This window comes from Sediminibacterium salmoneum NBRC 103935, assembly GCF_000511175.1.
Lineage (GTDB): Bacteria > Bacteroidota > Bacteroidia > Chitinophagales > Chitinophagaceae > Sediminibacterium > Sediminibacterium salmoneum.
The window spans coordinates 2388558-2414493 of record NZ_KI866530.1 but is presented as its reverse complement, the minus strand read 5'-3'; the positions used below and the strand labels follow the sequence as shown (position 1 = coordinate 2414493).

20 protein-coding genes are annotated in these 25936 nt (G+C 40.6%); 5 read left to right on the top strand and 15 right to left on the bottom strand.

Annotated features, from left to right (window positions below):
- The first annotated feature begins 13 nt into the window (after positions 1 to 13).
- Positions 14 to 1081 (top strand): mandelate racemase/muconate lactonizing enzyme family protein, encoded by a 1068-nt coding sequence (locus P767_RS0111250; RefSeq protein WP_026764575.1) that lies wholly within the window; start codon positions 14 to 16, stop codon positions 1079 to 1081.
- 13 nt (positions 1082 to 1094) lie between these two features.
- On the opposite strand, the gene P767_RS0111245 is transcribed toward P767_RS0111250, so the two are convergent.
- The 6 genes from P767_RS0111245 to spt form a co-directional block, all read right to left on the bottom strand.
- Positions 1095 to 2651, bottom strand: a complete 1557-nt coding sequence (locus P767_RS0111245) for a SulP family inorganic anion transporter (RefSeq protein WP_026764574.1) — start codon at positions 2649 to 2651, stop codon at positions 1095 to 1097.
- Between the two features lie 58 nt (positions 2652 to 2709).
- A complete protein-coding gene (locus P767_RS16875; protein ID WP_051417315.1) occupies positions 2710 to 3369 on the bottom strand; it encodes a carbonic anhydrase in 660 nt (219 codons plus the stop codon).
- Between the two features lie 158 nt (positions 3370 to 3527).
- Complete coding sequence (locus P767_RS0111235) at positions 3528 to 3893, bottom strand: hypothetical protein (RefSeq protein ID WP_026764573.1); 366 nt, start codon at positions 3891 to 3893, stop codon at positions 3528 to 3530.
- A gap of 83 nt (positions 3894 to 3976) precedes the next feature.
- A complete protein-coding gene (locus P767_RS0111230; protein WP_026764572.1) occupies positions 3977 to 4978 on the bottom strand; it encodes an NAD-dependent epimerase/dehydratase family protein in 1002 nt (333 codons plus the stop codon).
- An 11-nt stretch (positions 4979 to 4989) separates the two neighbouring features.
- Positions 4990 to 6111, bottom strand: coding sequence for a hypothetical protein (locus P767_RS0111225; RefSeq protein WP_026764571.1), 1122 nt, complete (start codon positions 6109 to 6111; stop codon positions 4990 to 4992).
- Between the two features lie 13 nt (positions 6112 to 6124).
- Entirely contained in the window at positions 6125 to 7333 is a 1209-nt protein-coding gene (gene spt / locus P767_RS0111220) for a serine palmitoyltransferase (RefSeq protein WP_051417314.1), read from the bottom strand.
- A gap of 230 nt (positions 7334 to 7563) precedes the next feature.
- Here spt and P767_RS16870 point away from each other — a divergent pair, with 230 nt between their 5' ends.
- Positions 7564 to 8379, top strand: a complete 816-nt coding sequence (locus P767_RS16870; RefSeq protein ID WP_037351769.1) for a carboxylesterase family protein — start codon at positions 7564 to 7566, stop codon at positions 8377 to 8379.
- A gap of 25 nt (positions 8380 to 8404) precedes the next feature.
- On the opposite strand, the gene P767_RS0111210 is transcribed toward P767_RS16870, so the two are convergent.
- The 6 genes from P767_RS0111210 to P767_RS0111180 all read right to left on the bottom strand — a co-directional run bounded on the left by P767_RS0111210 (position 8405) and on the right by P767_RS0111180 (position 15262).
- Complete coding sequence (locus tag P767_RS0111210; RefSeq protein WP_051417313.1) at positions 8405 to 9931, bottom strand: SLC13 family permease; 1527 nt, start codon at positions 9929 to 9931, stop codon at positions 8405 to 8407.
- Positions 9932 to 9950: 19 nt separating this feature from the next.
- Positions 9951 to 11264: a metal-dependent hydrolase family protein gene (locus P767_RS0111205; RefSeq protein ID WP_245586879.1), complete on the bottom strand. Its 1314-nt coding sequence runs from the start codon at positions 11262 to 11264 to the stop codon at positions 9951 to 9953.
- A gap of 17 nt (positions 11265 to 11281) precedes the next feature.
- Positions 11282 to 12634: a GH1 family beta-glucosidase gene (locus tag P767_RS0111200; RefSeq protein WP_026764567.1), complete on the bottom strand. Its 1353-nt coding sequence runs from the start codon at positions 12632 to 12634 to the stop codon at positions 11282 to 11284.
- Positions 12635 to 12640: 6 nt separating this feature from the next.
- A complete protein-coding gene (locus P767_RS16865) occupies positions 12641 to 13699 on the bottom strand; it encodes a glycosyltransferase family protein (RefSeq protein WP_051417312.1) in 1059 nt (352 codons plus the stop codon).
- Positions 13696 to 14553, bottom strand: coding sequence for a UDP-2,3-diacylglucosamine diphosphatase (locus P767_RS0111190; RefSeq protein ID WP_026764566.1), 858 nt, complete (start codon positions 14551 to 14553; stop codon positions 13696 to 13698). Before P767_RS0111190 ends, P767_RS16865 begins: the two co-directional genes overlap by 4 nt.
- A 148-nt stretch (positions 14554 to 14701) precedes the next feature.
- Complete coding sequence (locus P767_RS0111180) at positions 14702 to 15262, bottom strand: polymer-forming cytoskeletal protein (protein WP_026764565.1); 561 nt, start codon at positions 15260 to 15262, stop codon at positions 14702 to 14704.
- Positions 15263 to 15482: 220 nt separating this feature from the next.
- On the opposite strand from P767_RS0111180, the gene P767_RS0111175 reads away from it, so the two are divergent.
- Entirely contained in the window at positions 15483 to 16205 is a 723-nt protein-coding gene (locus P767_RS0111175; RefSeq protein ID WP_051417311.1) for a 3-keto-disaccharide hydrolase, read from the top strand.
- Positions 16206 to 16245: 40 nt separating this feature from the next.
- The gene (locus tag P767_RS0111170) at positions 16246 to 17937 is read left to right on the top strand and encodes a M1 family metallopeptidase (protein ID WP_026764563.1); all 1692 of its coding nucleotides are present in this window, start codon (positions 16246 to 16248) and stop codon (positions 17935 to 17937) included.
- Between the two features lie 35 nt (positions 17938 to 17972).
- On the opposite strand, the gene P767_RS16860 is transcribed toward P767_RS0111170, so the two are convergent.
- From P767_RS16860 to P767_RS0111155, 3 genes are all read right to left on the bottom strand, one after another.
- Positions 17973 to 19961: an FAD-dependent oxidoreductase gene (locus P767_RS16860; RefSeq protein ID WP_037351767.1), complete on the bottom strand. Its 1989-nt coding sequence runs from the start codon at positions 19959 to 19961 to the stop codon at positions 17973 to 17975.
- Positions 19962 to 19972: 11 nt separating this feature from the next.
- On the bottom strand, positions 19973 to 21991 hold the full coding sequence (locus P767_RS0111160; RefSeq protein ID WP_216593232.1) for a S9 family peptidase: 2019 nt from the start codon (positions 21989 to 21991) through the stop codon (positions 19973 to 19975).
- Between the two features lie 73 nt (positions 21992 to 22064).
- The gene (locus P767_RS0111155) at positions 22065 to 22790 is read right to left on the bottom strand and encodes an SIR2 family NAD-dependent protein deacylase (protein WP_026764561.1); all 726 of its coding nucleotides are present in this window, start codon (positions 22788 to 22790) and stop codon (positions 22065 to 22067) included.
- 114 nt (positions 22791 to 22904) lie between these two features.
- Here P767_RS0111155 and P767_RS0111150 point away from each other — a divergent pair, with 114 nt between their 5' ends.
- Positions 22905 to 25934, top strand: a complete 3030-nt coding sequence (locus P767_RS0111150) for a T9SS type B sorting domain-containing protein (protein WP_026764560.1) — start codon at positions 22905 to 22907, stop codon at positions 25932 to 25934.
- Positions 25935 to 25936: the final 2 nt, after the last annotated feature.

Genomic DNA, 25936 nt, shown 5'->3' with positions numbered 1-25936 from the left:
CCACCCAAAGCGCATGAAAATTACCGCCATAGATTCCTTTATAAAACACCTGCCTTTAAAAAAGCCTTATACCATTGCGTATAACACTTACGACACCGTGTCGATTGTTTTTACCAAAATTACTTTGGCAAACGGAATGGTTGGCATTGGAACGGCCAGTCCCGCAGAAGATGTGGTGGGAGAAAGCCCTGAGCAAACCCTAATCAATTTAGAATCTGATGCAGTGCAGTCCTTTGTAGGAGCTGATATCCGTTCTTTTTTGAGCATCATTAGCGATATCAGAAAATCCTTTCCACACCTGCCCGGAACGCAGGCTGCACTCGACATTGCACTGCACGATGCTTTTGGAAAATGGGCAGGCATTTCTGTTGCCCGTTTTTATGGTATTAAAATACAAGCACTACCCACTTCTGTTACTATTGGCATAAAAAGCTTAGCCGATACATTAACTGAAGCCAGCGACTATTTCGCAAATGGGTTTTCCGTATTCAAATTAAAAACTGGCTTATCGGTTGAAGAAGACATTGAAAAAACCCTTTTATTGCATGAAAAATTCAAGGGTGTCGTTAAACTAAGGGTAGACGCTAATCAGGGTTATACGCTTCCTGATCTTAAAAAGTTTATGGATGCAACCCAATCGATTCCTTTAGAATTAATTGAACAGCCTTTGAAAGTAGATAATGAAAATGAACTGCTTTCTCTCTCTGGAGAACAAAGAAGCAAACTGGTAGCCGACGAATCTTTGCATCAGGAAACAGATGCCATACATTTTGCTCAGGCGAATCGTCCCTTTGGCATTTACAATATTAAACTTATGAAATGCGGTGGGATTGCAGGCGCAAGAGAAATCGGACAGATTGCCCGTGCTTCGGAAATTAATTTATTCTGGGGATGCAACGATGAGAGTATCATTAGTATCACTGCTGCTTTGCATGCGGCATATGGATTCACAAACACAAAATACCTGGACCTGGATGGAAGCTTTGATTTAGCAGAAGACCTGGTGAAAGGAGGGTTCGAAATAAAAAACGGGTTGCTCATGATTAATGAACAACCCGGTCTTGGATTGGAGTGGCTGTAACAGTCAATCCTTTTTATGTTGCCATTTCCATATTGTATTCCGATTTAAAATTTCTTAACTCAACAGCTATTTTTTTGTCTTTCGAGCCAAAATTCATAAAGTCTTTAATTAATTCCAGTACATCATGATCAATGTACACCGTATTGGCTGCATCAATCACCACCTTAGATTGTTCTGGCAAATGAGCCAGTGTTTGCTTAATGGCCGCTTTGTTTAAAAAGGAAACTTCCTGAGCCAGATCAATCTGTATAATTTCACCGTTCATGTGTTTTTCCTTTTTAAAGAAATAAGCCAGCTTCATATTTCCTTTTAAAATGAAATAAATACTTACCACCAAACCAATACCTACTCCCTTTAACAGGTCGGTAAACACAACCGCAATAACGGTTACAATAAAGGGAACAAACTGTTGCATTCCACTATGCCACATATGCTTAAAGGTTTTGATGCTGGCCAGTTTTAAACCAATCATAATTAAAATAGCCGCTAAAGTTGCCATTGGAATTTTGTTCAGCAAAGCAGGTATAGCCAATACCGAAACCAATAAAAACACCCCGTGTGTAATGGCAGCCAGTTTTGTTTTGGCACCTGCATTTACATTGGCAGAAGTTCTTACAATTACAGAAGTCATAGGCAGACCACCCAGAAATCCAGCAACCATATTGCCAATACCCTGTGCTTTTAATTCGGTATTCGCACTTGAAAATCTTTTCAGGGGATCCATTTTATCTCCTGCTTCCAAACAAAGCAGGGTTTCAATGCTGGCTACAATTGCAATGGTAATACCAACCACCCAGGCTTTGGGATTCAGAAATCCGGCAGCTGCGGGGAAAGTAAACTGACCCAGAAATTCGTCAAAAGAATCAGCAGTAGGTAATAATACCAGGTGCTCATCTTTTATTTCCCAGGCTGGTGCCGCTGAAATAAAAATTTCATTCAATACAATACCAGCTACTACCGCCACCAGTGCGCCGGGAATTGCTTTGATTTTTTTAAGTGCTGGTACTTTGTTAAAGGCAACAATAATTGCAATTGAAATAATAGCTACAATTATAGCACCCGTATGGGCAAAATTAAATGCATGAATCAGTTCAGAGAAAAAGCCCTTATCTGCTTCTATTAATTGATAGGAATAAAAATCTCCTTCATGCTCAACATCATAGCCAATTGCATGCGGTAATTCTTTCTTAATAATAATGATGCCTATGGCAACAAGCATTCCTTCAATAACACTGGTTGGAAAATAGCTGGAGATGCCCCCTGCTTTTGCCAGCCCCAATATCAGTTGAATGGCCCCGGCAATCATAACTGCACACAGGAATGTCTGATATCCAAGATCGGTAATGGCCACCAATATAATGGCAATTAAACCTGCAGCTGGACCAGAAACACTAACATTGGAATTACTTAAATATCCAACAGCAATCCCACCAATCACTCCTGTTATGATTCCTGCAAAAGGTGGCGCTCCACTGGCAACAGCAATGCCCAAACAAAGCGGAAGCGCTACTAAAAAAACCACCATGCCGGCTAATACATCCGCCTTAAAATACTTAGTTGTTAGTTTCATACAATTAATACTGAACTTCTTCTTTTATAATTTTTCTATGTAAAAATTCTCATTGTAATTAGTGAACTGCCACTAATTTTTCTGCATAAGATGGTTGATGAATTAACTTTTTAAAGAAATCTACTTGCCCTGTTTCAACATTATACATAGCGCCTACAATTCCAATTTTACCCGCCAGGAAATATTCTTTAATGATTTCACTCTTGTGTAATATCTCTTCCATGCTGTTTTCTACATTGGCATAAGCTATGTTATCACCAAAACAGTGTTCGTCTTTTCTCTTCAACATGGCTTTGCTGATTGCTGGCTTAATGGCACTCAATAATCCGGTGATATGTCCATCGCGTACATCTGCCTGTGCACTCTTAACGGCACCACATTCTGTGTGACCTAATACAACCAACATTTTGGATCCCACATATTTTACTGCGTATTCCAAACTACCCAGAATGCTGTCATTCACAATATTTCCGGCCACACGAATGCTGAACAAATCTCCCAGCCCCTGATCAAAAATCAATTCAACGGAGGTTCTGGAATCCATACAACTTAATACTACTCCAAAAGGAAACTGCCCTTCACGGGTTTCATTAATCATTTCCAAATGGTCATGATTTCTTGATAGGTTTTGAACAAATCTGCTGTTTCCTTCTACTAATAACTCAAAGGCCTTCTCTGGCGTCAGGTTTTCTAAATACTCTTTTGAATGCTTTCTCATAATATTATAATTGATGTTATTGCCCCGCTAGGGCAATGAACGGTTTGCACAAATAAATTAACAGGATAAGATACAGGGCTGTCTTAAACAGTTGTTGAATTCCCTATTGCCGGGATTCATTCCAATAAGTAAATAGTTAAGCCCTTAAAACGAAAATACTAGCCTACATTGGGGGGCGGTACCAATAGTTCTCCATGAAATGCCTGATAGCTTTCCGGATGGAGGGACAGACCATGAGAGATAGAAGTAAAACCAAGCGTTACGAATGCAGCAGATGCGTGCAGGTACTCTTCCATAAAACCATTGGCATTATGGGGTTTTTCTTCATTGGTGTTGTTCAAGGGATTGGAAGATTCTTCTTCTCCGCCGTTGTCCAAAGGCCAATCAATATTAATGCAATATTGATGGTCGTGCTGGTTGGCCATTACAAAAGGAGTGCTAATTGTTAACCAAACCAAAGCCAATACAAAAAAAACTGCGTTGAGCTTTTGCAGGAAAATAGATATGGAACTTCTTTTACGCATATTTTACAACCTCTGGTTGTGGGCGTAAAAATAAAGCAAAACAACTATAAGTTGTATACTTATCGGCTATTAAGAAAATTTTATCATTTTTTTATCCATCCGTTTTCCTTGTACCATTCAATGGTATGCTTCAAACCTTCTTGTAGAGGATAATCGGGCTTAAAGCCCATATTCTTCAACAAACTGGCATCCACTGCCCAGTTGGGTGCCTGAAATTCTTTCAGTCTTTCCTTGTTTAGGACCGGTGTCCTTCCCCTTAAATTGCCTACCCATTCACTCAATTGCGCCGCTACCTTGGCTATGGGAACAGGAACAATGATGGGAAGGGTTTTTTTTCCTAAAACCTGTTTAACCAAATCATTGAATTCCTTGGCAGTATAATTAACAGTATCACTTAAAAGAATATTCCTGGAAGTGATGGGCTGCTCAATACTTAAGAATACGGCTTTACATACATCGGCTACATGAATAAAACTCAACTGCTGTTTTGTGTTACCAATATACAATTCAAGGTGTTGGTTAAGGGATTGAATCAATACCAGCAAATCCTTTTCGCGGGGACCATATACCGTAGTGGGATGCACAATCACATAAGGAAACTGGGTTTTCGTGGCCAGCATTTTTTCTGCCGCCAATTTGCTCTTTCCATATGCAGTTATCGGAGCCTGTTCATGGGTTTCTGCTACTGGATCAGAACCCCTGCCAGGGCCATAAGAGGCCAGACTACTTAGAAACACAAATCTCTCCGGCACCATATCCAGTTCAATCAATGCATCTACCAGTCTTTCTGTATTGTGCAGATTCACTTTATAATATTCATCAAGCACCGTACTCTTGGTTAATCCTGCTGAATGAACCACCACATCAAACTTTCCATAGATGGCTGCATTCTTTTCTATTTGATGCTTGAGTTTTTCCGAATTGGAAAAATCCATTTCAAAAACGTGCAGGTCTTTGTGTTTCAAATATCCCTGGCTGCTAGAGGATCGGATTCCCGCAAATGTGCGATACCCACGCGTAATAGCTTCTTCTACCAAAAAGCTTCCAATAAATCCACTTGCTCCGGTAATCAGGATATTCTTCATGTAGGATTGCTTTAGAAATGTTTGATAAAACAGCGTCTGCGCTTGTGTTGCCTTGCAGGAAAGTGATCCCAGATGCTTTGTACTTTTTTATTCTCTTCCAGTTCAGGATTAGACTCAATAATTTTGATTCCTGCTTTTTGATAGTTCTTATGAAACTCTCTTAGTACGATGGCATTAACCCCCTTGCCCTGTAAAGATTTATCAATACCAATTAAAAGCAAGTCTGCTTCTGTATTTTTCTTCAGCGCTTTTAATAAATGAATAAAACCGAAGGGAAATAAAGAGCCATTGGCTTTTTGCAAGGCCTTTGATAAGGAAGGCATTGAAATACCAAAGCCCACCAGTTGATTGGCCTCATTGGCAATAAGTGTAATGCAATCTACGCGAATCATAGAGAAATACATTTTAACATAATAGTCAATCTGTCTTGGGGTTAGCTCTACAACTCCGTATAATTCCGAATAAGTTTCGTTCACCAGTTTAAAAACTTCACTGGCATAGGGTTTCAGGTGTTTGGTAGACTTCATGGGTACCACATGTAGCTTGTATCTTTTCTCTACCAGATCAGCAATTTTGGTGATATTTTCAGGAAAAACTTCGGGTACATTAATTCTATACTCAACCCAGTCAACCGCTTTCCCATAGCCCAACTGCTCCATCATTACCGGATAGTAAGGATAGTTATAAATGGTAGCCATTGTGCCAATTTCCTGGTACCCTTCAATCAGCATCCCTTCAAAATCCAGATCGGTAAAACCCAATGGACCATGAACAGCTGTACATCCCAGTTCCTTTGCCCATCCCTCTACTGTCTTTAATAAAACACGGGGTACTTCAATATCTTCTATAAAGTCAATCCATCCAAACCGGAGATAATTGTTCTTCCAGGTTTCAACGTATTTCTTATTGTAAATGGCTGCTATTCTGCCCACCACTTTTCCATTCTGATAGGCAACCCAATATTTGGCCTCGCAAAAATCAAATGCCGGATTTTTGGTGGGATTCAGGGTTGCCGCTTCATCAAACCGAAGTTTGGGAATATTGTAGGGATTGCCCTTGTACAAGGCATAGGGAAAATCCAGAAAAGCACTCATCTGCTTTTTGCTGGTAACTTCTTGGATAATTGTTTCCATGTTGGAAATAAAGTTACGCCACAGACACGTGTCTTGCCAAACCTAATTCATTGGCAACCATTTGTAGCTTTTCTAAAGCAGTGTCGAGTTGTTCTTTGGTATGGGTAGCCATGATCGACATCCTGATTAAGGAAGAATCACTCTTCACCGCAGGTGATACTACCGGGTTCACAAATACACCCTCCTCAAATAAGCGTTGGGTAAACTTGAAAGTAAGGAAGTTATCTCTGATATAAATTGGAATGATCGGCGTTTCGGATGCACCCATTTCAAAGCCCAGTTCCTGTAAAGCATTCACCATATAAGCGGTATTGCTCCACAATTTTTCCAGTCTTTCAGGCTCTCTCTGTATAATTCTTAATGCTGCCAGCGCAGATGCGGTTGCAGATGGAGGCGTACTGGCACTAAATATCATAGGACGTGCTGTATGCTTCAGATAATTGATCATTTCTTTGCTTCCAGCTACATAACCACCCAATGAAGCAAGCGATTTGCTGAATGTTCCTACAATCAGATCCACTTCATCAGTTAAGCCAAAATGGTCAGCTGTACCCTTTCCTAACTTACCCAACACGCCTAAAGAATGTGCATCATCTACCATTACCAGGGCCTGGTATTTCTTGGCTAATTGTACAATTTCAGGAAGCTTACAAATATCTCCTTCCATGCTGAAGATACCATCCACTACTATCATCTTGATAGTATCCAACGGCACAGTACTTAGTTTTTGCTCTAAATCCTGCATATTGTTGTGGGCGTACTTCAATACTTTGGAGAAAGAAAGTCTGGACCCTTCTATAATAGAAGCATGATCCAGTTCATCTAATATAATTACCCCGTTTCTGCCTGTGATAGCTGAAACAGCGCCTAAGTTGGTTTGAAAGCCTGTTGTAAAAGTAAGGGCTGCTTCTTTGCCAATATGTTTGGCCAAAGCCTCTTCCAGTTCAACATGTAAATTAGAAGTACCATTCAGGAAACGAGAACCGGAACAGCTACTACCATATTGATCAATAGCATCTTTCGCCGCTTTCAACACTTCCGGATGATTGGTTAAACCCATATAACTGTTAGATCCAAACATTAAGACGCGTTTGCCACCTATCATTACTTCAGTGTCATTGTTTTTTTCAATAGCACGGAAATAAGGATAAATACCTGCGCTTTTTAATTCGTCCGGTGTAGTGAAGCTTCTAATTTTTTCCAGTAAACTCTCTTGAATCATTCTATTTACAATTTTGACTTTTCTGATTGAAACGCAGATTTCGAATCAAAAAACGCTGAATATTCTTGAATATTCAGGCTGAAACATTTGCAAAGGTATTAAATATTAAGAAGTTAACAGTAAAACAATATGAATATCACACTGATTTAATAGAAATTTACTAAAAATCCCCCTTAAAAGGCCAAAATCATGAACAAAACGACCATTTTTACGCTATAAATCACAATAAAATGACCAGAATTCTATCTTCCCTCCTGTTAATTCTAAGCTGTTTTTACGTCAAAGCCCAAAAAACAGACGAAACTGTTTTACAGTTCTTTCAGGCAAAAACCTTCCATTTTAACCCGGGTCATGTTTTACCTTACCGAATTCTGTATCCGGAAAATTACGATCGCAGTAAAAAATATCCTTTGATTCTGGTACTGCACGGCGCCGGGGAAAGAGGGGAGGACAATGAAAAACAACTGATACATGGGTCCAAACTATTTTTAAAACCAGAGAACAGAAGCCAGTTTCCGGCCATTGTGGTATTTCCGCAATGCCCGTCCAACTCTTACTGGGCTACATCTTCTATAGACCGCACCAAAAACCCAATTCAGTTCAGGTTCAATTACGATAGTCTGCCCAACTGGCCACAGGCTGCAGCAATAGCATTGGTAGAAAAACTGATGGAAGAAGAAGCGGTTGACAATCGCAGGGTTTATATCACAGGACTATCCATGGGTGGTATGGGTACTTTTGAAGCAGTATACCGTAATCCTGGATTATTTGCCGCTGCAGCTCCTATTTGCGGAGGAGGAAATGAAAGCCTGTATAATAAATCAGTGAGAAAAACGGCTTTCAGGGTATTTCACGGAGACGCGGATGGAGTAGTGAAAGTAGACCTGTCCAGAAATATGGTGGCTCGTTTAAAAGAATTAAAAGTGCCGGTTGAATACATTGAATATCCGGGAGTGAACCACAATAGCTGGGATAATGCTTTTGCAGAACCCGATTTCATGAGCTGGTTATTTCAACATAAGATTAAACCGAAGAAGAGAAAATAGCTCTCAGCAAACCCGCTTTACTTTTTTAATGCAGCTTAATCAGATAAGGCTGCAATAGCCAGCAGAATAATGTAATGATGAGGATGCAGACAATATTTAATACGAACCCGGTCTTCATCATGTCTTTAATTTTAACATGACCGCTGGCAAATACGATGGCATTGGGTGGGGTGCCCATGGGCAACATGCTCGCAACACTGGCACCCAATGTCATGGGTATTCCCAAAGAAAGCGGATCCATATTTAGTGCAATGGCAACAGAAGATATTACCGGAGCCAGCACTATTACCTGCGCAATATTGCTCATTACTTCACTCAGGAAAACAGATAAAGTAGTAACTACTAAAATCATCAACAACAAATTGCTCGAAGAGAAAGAAGCAATATAAGTTCCCAGCTCTTGTAAAAGATTCGCATCTTCCAGCGCTTTGGCCAGCGCAATTCCACCTCCGAACATCATTAATATTCCCCAGGCCATTTTACTGGTATCGGCCCACTCGAGTAATCGGTTATTATTTTCGGATTCTTCTTCTGATAAAACAGGCTCTTCAACAAGCACCAGTTCTTCGGATTTCGCTGATGCTTCCGCTTTTGCCGATGGAAGACCGGATGAAATAATGAACAGTGTTAATCCCCCAGCCATTGCAATCATGGCATCATCCAGCACAATGGTTTTTTGAAATCCATTGATCAGGTCTTTGGTTACCCATAAAAAAACCGTAACGCAAAACACAATCAATACTCTTTTCTCGGGCAAAGACATTTTACCCAACCCTTTTAATTCAGAAACAATATAGGCTTTGCCTTCAACGCTATGCGTAATTCTGTTAGGATACAACCATTTAACCATTACCCAATACAATGCAAAAACCATCACAATGGTCAGGGGCATAAATACCAGCATCCAGTCTGTAAATCCGATGGTATAATCAAAGCGTTCGCTGATATGCGCAACATAGGCAACATTGGGTGGAGTTCCGATGATAGTACCCAGCGCAAAATTGGAAGCATAGGCAATGGAGAGCATCAACACCAAAGAAAAGTTTTTAATATTCCCATCCCGGTTATGATGCTTTGTAATAACATGTATAACAGAACCTGCAATCGGAAGCATCATCATTGTAGTGGCCGTATTGCTTAACCATAAACTTAAAAAGCAGGTAGCCAGAATAAAGCCCAGAATAATTCTGTCTCCATTGGTTCCGGTTAAATTGATAATGTTTAGTGCTATCCTTTTATGCAGGTTCCATTTTTCAATGGCCAGTGCAATAAAGAATCCTCCCATGAATAAAAAGATAGTTGAATCTGCATAAGACTTGGTTACTTCTTTCACACTGGCAATGCCGAGCATTGGAAACACTACAATGGGAACCAGTGCAACAACCGCGAGGGGCGCAGCTTCCAGGACCCACCAGATAATCATAGCAAAAGCAATGGATAAAACGGCAACCGCTTTGGGCGCTAATGAAAGAGGGTTCAAAAAATAAAACAACAAAGCCACTGCCAATCCAGTCAGCATGGCGAACTCTTTCTTATAACGCTGGTATAACATTCGCCTAAGATATTAATTCTTACTGTTTTTCGGGGGGATAAACCACGCCGTCTTTCATAATCCATAATGGATTTCTCAACGCGCTGATATTTTGTGAAGGATCTCCGGCAAAAATAACCAGGTCGGCAAAATGGCCCGGCTTAATGAAACCAACCTGATCCTGCATGTTCAATGCGCGCGCATTCACGCTGGTAGCAGCTTTCAGCACCTTCAAGGCGGGCATACCATATTGAACCATCAACTCCATTTCCAACACATTGTTGCCGTGTTCAAAAACACCCACATCCCCACCCATGCCAATGATTACACCTTTAGACATGGCAATGGAAAATGCTTTCCGCTTTTGCTGTATGGCTTCTGGTTCAGGCTCTGCTCCTTTTTTCCAACCCTTGTATTGTGTTACCGATTCAGTGGCAGCCAGTGTAGGAAAATAGACAGTACCTTTTTGTTTCATTAATTCAGCAGTGCTTTCGTCTAACAGATCGCCGTGTTCAATGGTAGTGGCTCCGGCAAGAATGGCTCTTTGCATGGCTTCATTGGTTTTGGCATGCGCCACCATTACCCTTCCACTGCTAGCCGTTACTTCATTAATTTTTTTCAATTCATCTAAAGTGAAGGTTGGTGCCGCTTCTCCATTTAAACCCCATCTGTAATCGGCATACACTTTTATTAAGTCGGCCCCCTTACCAATCTGATCCCTGGTTACTTTAATCAGATTATTTCCATCTGCTTCTTCTGCACCCAGCATAATATGCTGATCATGATCAAATCCCTTGGGACCATAGGATCCGGTAGCAACAATTGCTCTGCCCGTAACGAGTAATCTGGGTCCTGGAATAACCCCGTCCTCAATGGCTTTTTTAATGGAAACATCTGCGTATCCCGCTCCTTCAGATCCCAGATCCCTGGCAGTAGTAAAACCTGCGAGTAAGGTTTTCTTTACATGCACAGTTGCCCTTGCTGTTCTGTAGGCATCTGTTTCCTTGGTTACCTGGTCGTCCCAGGTGGTTTTGTTATAAGGATACAAAAGGATATGGGAATGACCTTCAATTAAACCTGGTGTTAAGGTTGAACCAGGATATTGAACAGCAATGGCACCTGCCGGCTTTGTTAGTATCTCTTTAGGAGCGGCTGCAATTATTTTATTGGCTTTTACAACAACAGCCCAGTTGGCATGCATTTGTTCGCCGTCGAATATTCTGTCTGCAGTTATATAATATGTAGGTGACTGTGCGTTAGTATTGGTAATTGACAAAAGAGAAATTGCAATCAGCAGCAATAGTTTTCCAATGGAAAGATTAATTGGAAATCGGTTTTTCATATTGGTGTTCATTCCACCAATTTACTACATTATTGTGCTAAAAACTGTCTGAACCAATGTCCTGAAGCTTTTACAGTTCTTAACTGAGTAGCAAAATCAACATGAACCAGTCCAAACTTAGCATGATATCCTTCGGACCACTCAAAATTATCCATCAGCGTCCAGGCAAAATACCCACCTACAGGCAGCTGATTGTTCCTGGCTCTTAATAAAGCTTGAAGAAATTGCTGATAATAATCAATCCGGCGCTGGTCGTTTATAACTCCCGCAATCAGTTTGTCTTTAAAATAAGCTCCGCTCTCAGAAATGATAATTTTTTTAACACCCTTATATGAAGCAAACTGCTCAATGATATTATAAAAACTGTTGGGGTTAATTTCCCAACCCATATCTGTAACAGGTTGTTTTCTTCTTTTTGCACTTACGTCTGTTGCCTGAATAATCGGAATCATGGCATTATGCTTAACAACAACAGGAAAATAATTTTGTATCCCAATAAAATCAAAATCGAATTGCATTCTTTCTTTAAACTTCCATGCTTTATTGTGCAGGTATAATTTATCCATTAATATAAAATCATCGGAGGGGTAACCCAGTCCGAGAGAGGGCTCAATGAATAAGCGGTTTAATAGAATGTCAATTCTTCGCGCAGCAGCCCTGTCTTTGTCACTTTCTGTTAATGGAATGATTTCACTACAGGAAAAACTGGTGCCAATAACAGCATGCGCTACATGGGCCCTGATGATTCTTCCTCCTTCTGCCTGTGCCATTACTGCATTGTGAACAGCGGGAAGAAAATTGCTTAAGCCAATTTTTCCGGGAGCATGTTTACCAATCATATACCCCAACGAAGTAAAACCCATTGGCTCGTTCAATACAATCCAGTGTTTTACCTTATCCCCAAATTCTTTCACACATACCTGTACATATCGGGTGAACCATTTTAACATATGTGTGGATGCCCATCCCCCTTCTTTTTCCAATGCTGAAGGCAAATCCCAATGATATAAAGTAACAAATGGAATTAAGCCCAATTGCAAAGACTCGTCTATCACCTGATGATAAAACAAGACACCCTCTGTATTAACTTTACCTGTTCCTTCGGGCAGAATTCTAGACCACGAAATTGAGAATCTGAATACACGAAAACCCAGTGCTTTAACCAATAATAAATCATCCTTATACCGATGATAAAAATCGCATGCTACAGTTGGCTTGTGGCCGCTTTTAATTTTTCCATTCTTTCTTGCAAATTCATCCCAGATTGATGGCCCTCTGCCACCCATCTTTGCAGCGCCTTCATTTTGAGCAGCAGCAATTACTACTCCCCATAAAAAATCATCGCCGAAATCACTGCCTTTTATTGCTGTAGAATTAATCAAGTTTATTTATTTTAATGATAACCAAGGAAAAGAAAACACTTCGCCTGAATAAGCAACATCTTCTGAAGAATGGCAAGACCTACCTATAACCTCCATCAACTTTTCCATTAACCCTGTTGTAGAATTATGTAATTCAAACGAAATTTGCTGTTCCTGGTTAAGCCAGTTCTCTAGCTTTTCATTGAAATCTTCCCGAATAGCTGGCAAAATGGTAACACCAAGTTCTTCCAGAGCAGCTGCATTACAAAGCTGTTCGTATTGTCCTTTAATTGGAATGCACAATAGTTTCTTCTTAAGATACATGGCTTCTGCAGGGGTCTCAAAACCTGCACCGGTGATAATTCCGGCTGAATCAATCATGCTTTGTGTAAAGCCTTCATTGCTAATGGGCATCCATTGAATATTTGCCTGCTGAATGGGTTGCTTTATTTTATTGCTGAATACCTGAAATTGCACAGAAGCAAATTTGGTAAAATACTGCTTTAGCACTTCGTCACTATAATGCGAGAGGTAAACAGTAATATGTCCCTTGTTTTTGGGGTCTGCATTTAATACTTGTGCTTTTATTACTGGTGCGTGAATAAAAGAATCATAATTGTTAAAATGCAAGCCAATATAATCACTTGCAGTGGCATAGTTATTCAGTATGAATTCGCCCATAAAATCTTTCTTACCAGGTCTTGGAGTATGCCTGCTTTTAAAACTTGCCTGATGACCCAGTGCAATAGAACGGACCCTTTTCAATTTACAGGCAAGAGAAGTAATACTTTCAAAATCATTGATAACTATGTCATATTTGTCAACAGGCAATGCGGTTGCTTCCTTAATAATTTGCAGTGGTGAAAAGGACTGCAACATTCTGGGATAATTTAATCCCCCATTGTTACCGTAAAAAAGACTTAGCCCTTTGCTTTTGAAAACCACAGGCAAGGAAGCTGGCAAATGACTATTGCTACCACTTAAAAAAATGTCTACCTGTCCCAACTTTTGAAGAAAGGGCATAAGCTCAACTGCCCTGGCTATATGTCCATTGCCTGTGGCCTGAACAGCATACAATATTTTCATGGTTGAAGAATTAAAGAGTTCAGAAACAAACTCACTTCATCTGTAATTACATTTAGCGTAGGTGCTTGGGTTATATGGTTCAACTGTACCAGGTCGGTTGCAATAAATGCTTTCGGATCATATTGGTAAACCGTCCATTCATGTTGATTGTATTCCAGTGCAGTTAAATTTTCAACCCAGTCACCACTATTCATATAAACCACTTTTCCGTCCGGGGTTTCCACTGTTCTCACCTGAGGTTGATGGATATGTCCACAGATGACATAATCGTATTTCTTGGATATTGCTAATTCGGCTGCTGTCTGTTCAAAGTTTCCAATCCAGGAAACAGCTTGTTTAACACTGGCTTTTACTTTTTTGCTAAAGCTCATTTTTTCTCTTCCTGCCAGCCTTAAAAAATAATTGATAAATCGGTTCAGCAATATCAATAAGTCGTAGCCATGTCCTCCCATTTTTGCCAGTATTTTAGCACTCCCTTTCGTAGTAGCGTCAAAAACGTCGCCGTGAAAAATCCAGGTCATTTTTCCATCAATTTCCATGACTACTTTATCTGTCAGCTTAAAATTACCCATCTCTACATCGCTGTATCTTCTAAGCATTTCATCGTGGTTGCCAGTAATATAAATTACTCTTGTACCATTACTGACCAGGTTGATGATTTCTTTGATAACCTGTAAATGAGAAGTCGGAAAATATCTTTTACTAAACTGCCATCCGTCAATAATATCACCGTTTAGTATTAAGATTTGCGGGGCTATACTTTTTAGGTATTGAAGAATTTCTGTTGCATGGCATCCGTAGGTTCCAAGATGCAAATCGCTCATAACAACAACGTTAACAGAGCGTTTATTCATGGGTAGTGTTTTTCAAAATTCCCTATTCCATATTACTCCAGGGTTAAGAAATCATTACCCTAACGTTAATTATATTCATAAAAAAAGCTGTCTTATTCAGACAGCCTTTTTCTTGATTGGGGTATTGAATATTATTTCAGTAACCTAATTACTTAGCTACACCGTTGGGTATTCCATTACTTGCAGCGGTAGGAATGCCGTTGGTTGCAACAGGAATAGGTTTGGTTGGCTCTTTAACCAACTCAGGCAATTTCACTTTCTCCTTTGCCGCTAAATTGTCTTCGTAAATTTTAATCAGGCTTGGCAAATTAGGATCTGAGCTTAGTTTCTTATCTACATCTATAGCATCAATGATTTGCTTGATTTTATTGATGGTATTGGTATCGGGTACACTAATAATACAATCCAAATCGGTCATTTCATCGTTTTCGAAACGATAGGTATACACTCTACCAGAAATCTGGCAGCCTTGTTTTACCTGTACTTTTCCTGTACAGAAAATATTGCCACTGAATTTTCCCGACAATACCAGCTCTGAACAAATCAGGTCGCCATTGAATACGGAATTAGCTTCTAAAATCACTTTTTGCTTAGACAAAAGTGTTCCATTAATACTGCTTTCAATCTTCATTGAATGCTTGGTCTTAAAATGACCTTCCATGAAAACCCCGTCGGGTAAGGTAATCAATACCTGGCTTTGATCTATCATAACGCAATTTTTTAAGGTAAAGGGGGAGTGTAAAATTAGTCAATTAATCTGCAAAAGGTGGTAAAATATGATAGAAATTTATATTTTGAATATTCTGTAGGGAGGAAGACCGATATATAATCGGTGAATCCAGATTTGCTGTATTGTGTGGTTTCCCCTTTTCTTCACACAAACTAAACTAACTTAGGGACTACTAAACTTTTGAAACCACTATTTAAATATGAAATCATCACTGTTTTTTGCTGCAGTCATTAGCATGAGTCTGGCTTGTTCCAACCCGGTACCTGAACCCAACACATTGTCCGAAAAAGAAAAATCCGAAGGTTGGCAATTGCTTTTTGATGGAAAAACTACCAATGGCTGGCATATGTTCAGCAAGCCAACCATGAAACATAGCTGGAAAGCGGTGGATGGGGAATTGACTACAGCAAGTACTGATACCACTGGCACTCATGGCGATATTGTAACCGATGCAGCATATGAAAACTATGAACTGGTTTTTGAATGGAAGGTAGCACGCGAAGGAAACAGTGGTGTATTTATTAACGTGCAGGACGACACCAGCTATATGGCTACCTGGGCAACAGGTCCTGAATACCAATTACTTGATAATCAAAATTCGAAACCCGGCTACCTGGATGGGGGGAAAACAGGGGCTGGCGCCTTATACGGTTTAACTCCAATTAAAAACCAGGTAGAACCCAAAGCTGCAGGGGAATGGAATCAAAGTAAAATTGTACAGGTGAATGGAAAAATCAGTTTCTGGTTGAATGGAGTAATGACAGCAGAAGAACAAATTGGTTCAGAACAATGGAATAAAATGGTGTCAGAGAGCAAACTGGCTGTATTCCCCGACTTTGGAAAAGCTACCAAGGGGCATATTGGATTGCAGGATTGGGCCAAGGGGGTTTCTTTCAGAAATATCAAAATCAAAACACTTTAACTGAGCCGAATTAATTCTTCAATTGCCTAAACCATCAACCATGTTTACAAATAACCCCAGACCGTTTCTACTATCAGCAAAACTAATTGCCGCAGTAGGCTTCGTTTCTCTTGTACATTTAGTTGCCCCGCAATCTGCACTTGGACAACAAATGAACAGCCAACAAAAAACAGATGTTGGCAAACTGTCTTCCGGAGGTAAATTAAAACCGGTTCAGGCCAATATGGATATCAGAAAATATGCAATAACCCTGGATGTAGATATTGCCAATAAATTTATTAAAGGAAATACTATTGTGAATCTGCAATTGAAAAATGCGGCAGATACCATTCTTTTAGATTTAATACAGCACTATAATATTGAAGCCATTAAAGTAGATGGAAAGGCTGTATCCTTTGATCATAAAGAAGAAAAAATTTACATAAAGGGAAATGGTTTTGATAAAAGCAATCAGTTTGGTGCAGGCAATCACAGCGTGTTCATTGCCTACAGCGGTAATCCACCTGAAGCAGTAAGACCACCCTGGTTGGGCGGATTCACCTGGGCCAAAGACCGTTCGGGTAATGACTGGGTATCCATCAATATTCAGAAAGAGGGGGGCAGAATGTATTTCCCTTGTAAAGATCATCCCAGCGACGAACCCAATGAAGGCGTTGAAATGAATATAACGGTCCCAAAAGGCTTATCCGTCGCGGGTCCGGGACTCTTACAAAAAACAGTAACGAAAAAAGACAAGACCAGTTTCTTCTGGAAAACGAATTATACCATTAGTAATTATTGCGTGCTATTTAATATTGGAAAGTATGCCGTTGTAAAAGACAGCTATACTACTATCAACGGTAACGTGGTGCCTATTGAATATTATATTCTGGAAGAAGATATTGCTCAGGCTAAAAGAGTAATAGAAGCCAAGAAACGCGATAGCAAAATCTTAGAAAAATATTTTGGAGAGTACCCCTGGTACAAGGAAAAGATCGGTATTGCTGCTGTTCCTAATTCAGGCATGGAGCACCAGACCATGATTACTTTCGACAATAAATTTATTTTCACCACAGTAGGTGGTCAGGAATACTCCGCCAATCTGTTTCATGAATATGCGCACGAATGGTGGGCCAATAAGGTAACCAATAAAGACTGGGCCCATATGTGGATTCAGGAAGGCATTGGCACTTATGCTGAAGCACTGGCCATGTATGAACTGGGTGGACAGGTTGAATACGATAAAATTATTGCTGCACACAAAAGAGGCATCCGTTACAGAAAACCATTGGTGGGTGGAGAGGAATTGTCAGAAGATGAAACCTATGCAGGAAATGATATTTATACAAAGGGGTCTTTTTTCATGCACAGCTTGCGTTATGTAATTGGCGATGATCTGTTTTTTAAAACACTGAAACAACTGGCTACCGATGAAGCTTATACTTATGACAATACAGTAACCACTACCGACGTAGAACAACTATTCAGCAAAGCAGCTGGTTATTCTTTAAAACCCTTTTTCGATTTTCATTTAAGAACCACTCAGTTAATGGAGGTATCCATTAAAGAAACCGGCTACCAGCAATATCAGATTAAACCCCTGAATTATTTTATGGATCTTCCTTATGAAGTTACCATCAATGGTAAAGCAACCCGAATGATCATTGGAAAAGACGGTATTAGCGTTAAGAGTAATAGTCTTCCTATGGTGGATGCAGCCGGTTATTATTTGAAAAAGCTAACCATTCAATAAAGATTCGGGAAACAAGTTGGTTGATTACATGTGCCTTATTGTAGCAGGTTCCCCTTCTCAACGAACTGTCCAAGATAGTTGACAGGTTTTGTTTTGAAGGGATCAAGGGTGGCATTTAGCAATACAGCCAACTCTAATCGGGTAAGTGGCATGGATAGATCAAAATAGCCGAGTTTCCATTGAATCCAGGCTTGTTGAAGTTGCTGTATAAAGATTTTTTTGTCTGAAAAATTCCAGTGCAAGATTGGATTGACATTTGGAATGAACGGAGTTTTATTTTGACTTCTACGCACTTCATGATGAGGACTTATACCATTGTTTGAGGCTGCCGCTGTCATAATAAAATCAACGGCTTCAGATAGTGCTAGTTTTTTCTGTTGAGCAGTTTCTATTTCATAATAGGGCGCCATGTCTTTTACCAACTCAGCTCTGTTTACCAATGAGTCGGGATGAAAATAAGTTCTGTTGGCCCAGCCGGTTGGAACGCCCTGTCCTTTTAGTATTCCGGTTGCTCCAATTCTCTGCACCGCTTCAAAATGTGGATGCGAAACAGGTACATCAAAATAGGGCATGATATAGGCATTGGATGCAAGTAAAGCTTGCTGCACTTTTCTTACAGAAACATTTGCTGCAGTTGTATTTTCTATTGCAGCAGTAGCAGCCAAGGTTCCGGCCGCCTGGCCAATTAACAAAGCAATGGCCTGTAATCGGGTAGTTCCATTTACTACATTGGAAACACTTATGCTTTTCTCTGCCACAATTAAACCACTCCTATTTGCCGGAATCAACGCGCCCAGCGGCACATTAAAAGAAGGTACTCCATAAAAATCCAGGTGCTGAGGAGCCAAAGGATTTTTCTTATGATGATGATCAATCGGATAATCGCCTACGGCAATACCCGTTCTGTACAAAGGGTGCTCCAATTGAAAAGGCCTGGCTATATGATGTACATCCATTCTTACCAAACCCTTAACCCTCCTGCTTTCGCGATGATAGGGGATGATGGGAAAACGATCAGGGGTAGGATATTCATCATCCGCAAAACCCAACTGTTTAAACCCTAACTGATGCTGTATAAAATAAACAAAGCGAAGGGTTTGTTCTTTTGCTTTCTGCAATTCTCTGTTGCGATCGGCTTCGTTCATTTCAACAATATTTAAATAAATATCATTGCCATAACCCGGCCAGTTAATCATGTATTTATTGTTCGGCAACTTGCCATAGTTCAACATTTTTTGCGCATCTACATTGGGCTTTTGCCTTGTCTTGTTAATATAATAATCGGTACAGGCGCCATCAAATTCTGCGGGATCATAATTGGCGGGACGCACAATGGTACAGTCTTTTCCAACACCATAGTCTTTCAGAATAGCCACATAAGTTATATCCTGCACGATACTGTTACTCGGACCTTTGTGTACATTCTCTTTGGTAATTTCATTGGATTCCATTCCCAGATCGTAGGGTGCTCCTGCACTAGCTATTACATCTCCCAATTCGGTAGCATCAATCACCTGCTTTGCATAGATTAGAATTTTCTCACCTGTTTGGGTCTTTGTAAACTCAGCGCCTTTAATCCCCCCGTTTTCAACAATGGCTTTATGAAAGCGAATTTGATATTGTACAGATAAGTTCTTAGTGGATGCCGCCATGTTTTTAAAAATACTATCACCCACATGCGGCTCAAATAAAGTATTACTGACCCAGCCGGTGGAAACTTTGTTTGGCCCTCCATACACTTTATACAAGGCAGAACGAAATTCACCAAAAAGGCCTGAGGGCAAATTATGATTCCCGTCAAATGCACATACACCCGCCGCTGTAATCATTCCTCCCAGCCAGGTACTTGGCTCGGCTACAATCGTTTGAGCTCCCAATCTGGCAGATTGAATGCCAGCGGCAATTCCGCTGGCACTCGCACCTACCACCAACACATCGGTTTTGATTGTTTTTTGTGCAAATGCTGATTGAAAAATCAACATGAACAATAAGCCACCAATTCCATTTAGCTTTAACGGGCTCATTTACAACTTTCTTATTTAAGGTATTTATTGAACCAGCTGATATATCTGTCAAAACGATCTTTTACATAGCTAGGAACGGTAATACCATGGAACTGACCCGGATAAATAATCAGTTCTGTTGGCGTACCAATAGAACGCAATGCCTGATACATTTGCTCTGTTCCTACTGCAGGCACATTGAAATCTTTTTCACCCACCATGAACTGAGTTGGAGTTTTAATTTTATCTGCCTGAAGGAAGGGATAAGAGATTTTTAAATAACGGTCTATGTTTTTCCAGGGAGCACCCAGCTCATTATCGTATTGATTAATATACTGATCTACTCCATATAATGAAGAAACCATTGCCACACCTGCACCACTGCTGGCCGCTTTAAATCTTGAGTCTGTTGCAATTAAATAGTCGGTTAACATGCCTCCATAACTCCATCCTACAATTCCAAGTTTGTCTTTATCGGCCCAACCTTTGGCTACTACATAATCTACTGCGCCGTGAATATCTTTCACTTCTTTATTACCCCAGTCGGCACTGATGGTTTTAGAATACTCCCATCCACGTCCACTGCTTCCGCGGTAATTCACACCCACTACCATATAACCCGCACCCGATAACATTTGTCTGGTTAAATCAAAACCATATTCATCCTGTGCAACAGGTCCGCCGTGTATATAAAACAAGGTTGGCAATTTTTGCGTTGCCGGAACCCCAGCAGGTCTGAAAGCAATGCTCGACACATTGGCACCATCTACACTGGTAGAGCTGAAACCTTCAACAGTAGCCAATTCCAGCGGAGCCACAAATTCATCCTGGTGTTTGGTAAGTCTTCTGGGTATACCATTCTCTACAGCATATAGTTCAGTAGGCAATTGTGGTTCACTCATTGCAGCCAGCCAGTTATTGCTGCTGTGAACCTGTAAGGAAGAATAGGCTTTTTTGCCTCCGGCTATTTTAGTTAAAGCACCCGTAGCTAAATTATACTGACCAATATATCTTTCTCTGTCGTCAGAAACCAATACGGCAATATGCATTCCATCTTTACTAAACTTCATATTGCTGACAGGTCTGTCCAAAGATTTGGATAAAGGCTTAGATGCACCGGATCCACCTGCATCCATTACATTCAGAATCATTTGCTGATAAGCCGTGTATCCTTCAGAAGAAGAACTTAAGTAGGCAATGCTTTTGCTATCCGGACTCCAAACCGGACTATCATCTGAACCTGGCCATTTTGTCAATTGTTTTGCAGGGGCTTTTGGTTTGGCTTCCATCACGAAAATATCGGTATTGATATTTCTGTCGGGGTCGGCTGTGGTATTGCTAACAAAGGCAATCTGTTTTCCATCAGGGCTGAATACAGCACTGGTTTGATCGAACTCGCCGCTGGTTAAAGTGTCTATTTTATTGCTGGAAACATCCAGTAGGTACAAATGAATAGGATCTCTTTTCGTAATATAACCAACCACATCCTGTTTGAACTTATAACGGTCAATCACTATTGGCTTGGGGGTTTTAGGCTTGGATGTATCTGCCATGGTTTTAATGGTCATCAATATTTTTTTGCCATCAGGGCTCCAGGAGTAGTCCATTAAGTTTGTCTTAAGACTGGTCAGCTTTTTTCCTTCTCCGCCCAAACGATTCATCAACCAGATTTGAGAATTGGTTTCACCGTTTCTGGAAGAAACAAAAGAAAGGTATTTACCATCAGGGCTCCAGCGTGGCTGGGATTCCGCGTCAGGGCTATTGGTCAGCTGAATATTTTGTTTGCCATCCCAGCTTACCATCCAGATATCGGTGTTCCGTTTATTTTGTGCAGAGTCAACCGAAGATAAAGTATAGGCAATCCAGTTGCCTTCAGGTGATACCTGCGGATCACCAAGGGTTTGCAACCGATACACATCGGATGGTTGGATTTTCCTTTTTGAGGCGGTTGTTGCTTTGGTAGCCTGAGTTTCATTAGATGTTTGTGCATCTGCTGAAAATAGCAGGCAGCCCATTGCTGCAAATAGCAGATACTGTTTTTTGAAATTCATGATTGAGATTTTAGGGGAATAAGAACTTAAATATAATTCATTTAAGAAAAGGCTTTAGGAACATGCTGGATTCTTATTTAAAATAATTATTACAGAATTCGGTTGCTGTTGACTGAATAATTTCAACCCCGGGTTGAAAAAATGAGGGGGCGGGGTTGGGGTCAACCACTATTATTTTTTTATGGGTAAACAAGGCTTTCTGTAATGCGCCATAGGTAAAGCCAACCGAATTGGAAGTGCCAATGAAAATAATGGTGGAAGCATCTTCCAGCCATTGCTGGGCCTTGGAGTACTGATACAATTCTGTGTAATACTCATCAAATAACAGAATATGAGGACGCATGGATTGCTGTTCATCAATACTCCCATCTTTGCGGATACAAAAGAGTTCAAATAAATCCCGTTCCAGATGCGCTTCATCTACCTGGTCCCAGTGGGCCAATACTAGTTCATCCCTGTCTATGGCCTGAATGGTTCTTTTGAAATTGATATTCCCATGAATTTCAATCAGAACGTCTGTTGCATGACCCGCTTTATGATGAAGATTGTCGATGTTCTGGGTTATCAATTTTACATTCTGCCTGGCCAGTATCTCATGGGCATTGTTTGGCAACGCGTCTTTACAACTCACAAAGCGGTGGTAATACCATTGTAGAAAACCACTGGTATTGGTTCTGAAATTCCGATAAGTTGCCATTTCAGTAGGGTTCTCATTCCAAATACCATTCTTGCCCCTGAAAGGTTGTATGCCCGATTCTACGGAAATACCGGCTCCTGTAATGACAACTATATTTTGCATGATTAAAATTAACTACATTTATTTTGATTGTGTGGGCTGCAAACATTATTTAAAAGGCATCTAAAAAATAACGCCCACTGTCCGTTCTTAAATCCAATTCTCACCCCCCAGTTGATGAAAAATAATTTCACCATTTACTGCTTAGTTTTCTTTTCTTCGGTTTTTATAAAACTTGATGCACAGGTTTTGTGTGGATACGATTTAGGAAGAGCCGATACAGTCAAAGCAAAAAATTTTCAGGCGGAAGAAGAAAAACTGAATCGTGCCATTCAGGTACAGATTGCAAAAGACCGATCAAACCGAATGGTTGGTGGTCAAATCCGCAACCAATCTGCCGGAAAGCTGAAATCTGCTTCCACTGTGCTGCCCCCAACTGTATATATTCCGGTGGTATATCATATTATTGATGCAGATCCGTTCTCTATAACAGATGCCATGGTGCAGGCAAGTCTGGATGATTTAAACAGGGCCTATGCACATCAGGGTGCTTATGGTGTTGACCCATTAGGTGAAGACACGCGGATTCAGTTTCGGTTGGCACAAAGAACACCCACAGGTGAAAAATCAAATGGTATTAATAGAATCAAATCATTTTACGACAGCGTAGATGTGGATTTGGAAGATGCCGCAATGAAAAGCCAGATTAGATGGGACCCATCAAGGTTTGCCAATATCTGGGTAGTAAAAAAAATTAACGGAGAAATTCAACCCAGTCGTTTTGAATGTGGTCAATGGACCCGAATGGCATATGGGGGTTATGCTTCTGCAGGCGGAGGCATGGTGGTTGCCGGATTAGGAACGGCGGTTCTTGCCCATGAAATGGGGCACTATCTTTCGCTACTACACACATTTCAGGGAACCAACTGCGCTAACAATGACTGTAGTACCGATGGAGACCGTGTTTGCGATACACCGCCAGACAGAAGTACACAGGGCTCTCCTTGTAACAATCCGGAAAACTCTTGTGGTACCGATACACTATCCGGACCTTTTACGGTTGATGTTCCGGACAATATCTCCAACTTCATGGATTATGGTACCAGTTGTCCAACCGTTTTTACGCCTGGTCAGGGAGAAAGAATGCGGGCATTTCTCGCTGTGTTTAATGGGGGGAGTTTACTGGTCAGCGACGGTGCCAATCCACCCTGTACCAATAATATCAATGCGCTTTACGAAATAACCAATAACCCTTTTCCCCTTACCGGTACTTCCGTTGATTTTACCAATCGCTCAATTGGAGCAAGTAACTATGAATGGTGGATCAAAGACATGGCTTCGGGAGTGGAAAGCTTATTGGGAACCAGTGCTAACCTGAATTATTTATTTGCTGTTGCAGGTAACTATCAAATAAAATTAAAAGCCTTTAATGCATCAGCTACTTGCACCAGCAGTTATTATACTCAGGTAACCGTTAGCTGTGGTACGGTTGCGAGATTTTCACCCGACAAAAGAATTGTTGCTTCCAGAACAGGTTTATATGAAGACACGGTAACATTTAAAAACCATTCTCAAAATGCAGATACCTATGAATGGTATATAAGAAACAATACAACAGGTCTGCAGCAGAACATGGGGGGTGCGGTTGACCTACAATATTCTTTTCCAGCTGCAGGCAACTATTCAATCTGGTTAGTAGCCAGTAAAGGAAGTTGTACTTCTACTTCACAAACTTTTTTGCTGAACGTTACAGAAGCCACCAGTGATGCAGTGTTGAATTTATACTCCGTTAACTGCTATAAAAACGATTCCATCCGTATTTCCTTTGGCATTACCAATATTGGTGTAGACACGATACCCGCAGGAACCATGGTTCGGTTTTACAACAGAGATACTTCGCAAGCCGGCAGGATAGAAATGGATACGGCTTTTAAATTACCCGCTGATATTTTAGGGAACTGCTCGGCTTTCTTTGTACATATTGTAAAAGCAGATCGCAATCGTTCCGATTCTATTTACCTGGTACTGGACGAAGAAAACAACTTAAAAGAAATCAGTAAAACCAATAACAGAAGGTCCAGAATATTATTCCAGCCTACCCGTAGTATCAATCCCAAAGACACCACCGTACTGGTAAACAGCACCCAAAATATCAGATTGAATTATGGCCCTGATGCCCTAAGCTCCATTTCGTGGAGCAGCAATGCGGGTAGTTTTAGTTGTGCTACCTGTGTAAATACTTCCATGAAAATTATTGATACCAGTTATGTAAAAGTAAAAACCGTTACCCAATATGGTTGTGATGATTCTGCAACTGCAGTTATTAATATTTTTCCCAACAATTTAGTTAGCAGCAATCCGGTTATATACTGTTATCAGAACAATGACTCTGTTCTCGTGCGTTCCAGTATTTGTTTGCTGAACGGATACGAGCAACTTACCAGCAATATAAAAGTGCAATATTTTGATACGGTGAAAACCCTGCCCGGGGCAAAACTGCTGTATGAAGTTATGGTTCCGTCTTCAACTCTATTTACAGGGGGGTGTGCCACCATTGAGCACCATTTTGCGCGAAAAGGAGCTAGCAATATTTATGTTTATATAAATCCGGATTTGCAGATTTATGAGGAACAGGTAGCCAACAATACAGTTTCTATACCCTATGCTGTTTTTAAAATAGCTGTTCCGGTGAACCAGATATCCATCGCTCGTGGAGACCCTTATCCACTTTCCATTCAGCAATTGGGGGAAGCTGTTACCAGTATACGATGGACACCCGGTTTTGCGCTTAATTGCACCAGTTGTTTTGCGCCCATATTAAATACCAACTCCTCAACAATGGTTACTGTGCTTGCCGGCAGTGAGTATGGTTGTAAGGACTCTGCTTCTATTGCAGTAAATGCCTATTTTCAGTCACATTTAATTTTGCCAACTGTATTTACGCCAAATGGGGATGGGAAGAACGATTATTTTTATGTGATTGCAGGAAAAGAAGTGGTAAAAGTTAGCATGTTCAAAATCATGAATCGCTGGGGGGCCGTAGTATTCAGTAAATCGGGAACCTTACCCAATAGTTATGCTGACGGATGGGATGGAAACCATAATGGAAAACCGGCAGAAGCTGGTACTTATATTTATCAATTGATTGTTGAGTTAAGCGACGGAAGCACAGAAACACGCAAGGGAAATATTACGCTATTACGATGAGC